The organism is Bifidobacterium sp. (assembly GCF_050874245.1).
In the GTDB taxonomy this organism is placed as follows: domain Bacteria; phylum Actinomycetota; class Actinomycetes; order Actinomycetales; family Bifidobacteriaceae; genus Bifidobacterium.
On record NZ_JBNMKH010000163.1, the window covers coordinates 1 to 1,946 of the forward strand.

A 1,946-nucleotide genomic window follows, 5' to 3' on the forward strand; every position below is an offset into this window, starting at 1 on the left:
CTGGAGCCTTGCCCGGTGGGCTTGATGGGGATCGAACCCACGACCTTCTGTTCCGGAGACAGACGCTCTATCCGCTGAGCTACAAACCCGTGCGCCACACTACTTTACACGCTCGCCGCCCATTTGCGACACGATACGGTGAAAAAAGTGGCGCGACCCTTGCAATCGCAAGGAAAATCAGTACGTGAGGGTGGCGAGACGACGACGTGCGCGCTTCAGCCGCTCATCGGTCGGCTCGGGAATCGTGAAGTATTCCAGCAGGCGCTTGCGCACCGGCTCGATGTCGGCCTTGTGACCGGCCGCCACGAAATCAAGCAGACGGTCGAACGCGTCCTGGATCTGTCCGCCGATCATGTCGACGTCGGCGACGGCAAGCTGCGCGTCCACATCGTCCGGCTTGTCGGCAGCGGCGGCACGCACCACGCGCACATCCGCATTGCCGGAACGGGCCAGCAGCAGCGCCTTCGCACGTTCACGGGCCGCGCGTGCATCATTCGGATTGGCTTCCAGCACCTTCTCGTAAGCGGCGGCGGCACCGGCGTAGTCGCCCTGCTGCGCCAGCATATACGCCTCCTGATGTTCCGGCGGCACCTGGTCCTGGACGCTGGACGCAGACGCGGAATTGGCCGCGTCGGAATCGGGATCGCCCGAATACGGCGCGGTGCCGGTCACTCCGGCCTGCTGCGCGGCCGCGATCAGCTTCGGCACGACCACGTCCGTGATCTGCTTCAGCTCCTCGTCGGAAGGCAGTCCCTGCAGAATCGGCATCGGACGGCCGCCGATCAGCGCGAACAGCGCCGGAGCGCCCTGGATCTGGAACGCCTGTGCGATGGACGGATTGGATGCGATGTCGATGCGGGACAGCTGGATCTGGCCGTTGAGCTTGTTCACCGCATCGCCCAGCGTGCGCGCCATGGGGAACAGGCGGTCGTCGGTCGGCACCCACAGGAACAGCAGGATCGGGAAGGTGGCGGAGGTCTGGACCATGGCCTGGAACGTGTTCTCCGTGGTGTCGATGACGTATCCGCCGGCCGCCGGCGCTCCCCCGGCCTGCCCCGGTTCGGCCTTGACCTGATGCTTGAGCGCCTCCAGATCAACGGCTCCCGCCAATGAAACACCCGGATTGAACGCCTGCTTCTCTGCCATACATGCCTCCCAAAACACAAAATCGTTGCTGGCACCAACTATAGGTGCCAACAACGATTTCACGGTTTTCATTCCCGCGGGTGCGTCGAGGATGCCGAAGATACGCGACGGGCGGAAATCCGCCGGCGACATACCTTTCAGGAGCTGACGTCCGGCGGGCTTACAATGCCTCGACCTTCACGGGCTGGCGTTCGGAGCCGACCGCAGTGATCTTCTGGCCGGACTTCGCCGGCGGCACATACAACGCGATCACGTTCACGTAGCTCGTCTTCATAGTGCTGGTGGCTTTGCCGTCGCCAAACAGCGCCTTCTCCGCATCGGAGGCCGGCTGCGACTCACGTCCGGCTCCGGCGGTGCGCGTCCATTCGGAATTGATCTGGGCGACCACCAGGTCGCCGCCGTCCGCGGAACGCATGATGGCGATGGCCCCGTCGACTGGCGTGAACACCTGCTGCTGGTTGCCTTCGTTGAGCTGCATGGCCTTCTGCACCTGATCGGTCAGCTCGGCCAGTTTCGTGCGCAAATCATCGTCCGCGAATTTGCCGGCGAATTGGCTGTTGGCCCCGTTCTGCAACAGGTCCGCGTATGCGGCGACCGCGGCCTTCGGCGTCATGACCAGACCGGTGTCCGTCGGCGTGCCCTGCGCGCTGCCGGTCTGAGAAACCTCGAAACTCGGCATCTTCACGCCGGAGAACAGACGGGCCACGCCCCACAGTTTGTAGTTCTGCCGGGCGGAATCCTGCTTCAGCACCAGCAGACGCTTGGACTGCTGGTCCTCGGTGGTCGTGGTGATCGAGAAC

1 protein-coding gene, 1 tRNA gene and 1 pseudogene are annotated in these 1,946 nt (G+C 64.0%); all 3 read right to left on the reverse strand.

Going from position 1 to position 1,946, the window contains the following annotated elements:
* Positions 1-16: 16 nt before the first annotated feature.
* Positions 17-89: transfer RNA gene (locus ACR0P8_RS09500), tRNA-Arg, on the reverse strand.
* 88 nt (positions 90-177) lie between these two features.
* Positions 178-1,146 carry a tetratricopeptide repeat protein gene (locus tag ACR0P8_RS09505; RefSeq protein WP_432624823.1) on the reverse strand — a complete coding sequence of 323 codons (969 nt, stop codon included), beginning with the start codon at positions 1,144-1,146 and terminating at the stop codon, positions 178-180.
* Between the two features lie 160 nt (positions 1,147-1,306).
* Positions 1,307-1,946, reverse strand: a pseudogene (locus ACR0P8_RS09510) (hypothetical protein); the annotation flags it as partial.

Coding starts and splice junctions, on each gene's coding strand:
- ACR0P8_RS09505 (WP_432624823.1), bottom strand. CDS start 1,146: ATGGCAGAGAAGCAGGCGTTCAATCCGGGTGTTTCATTGGCGGGAGCC.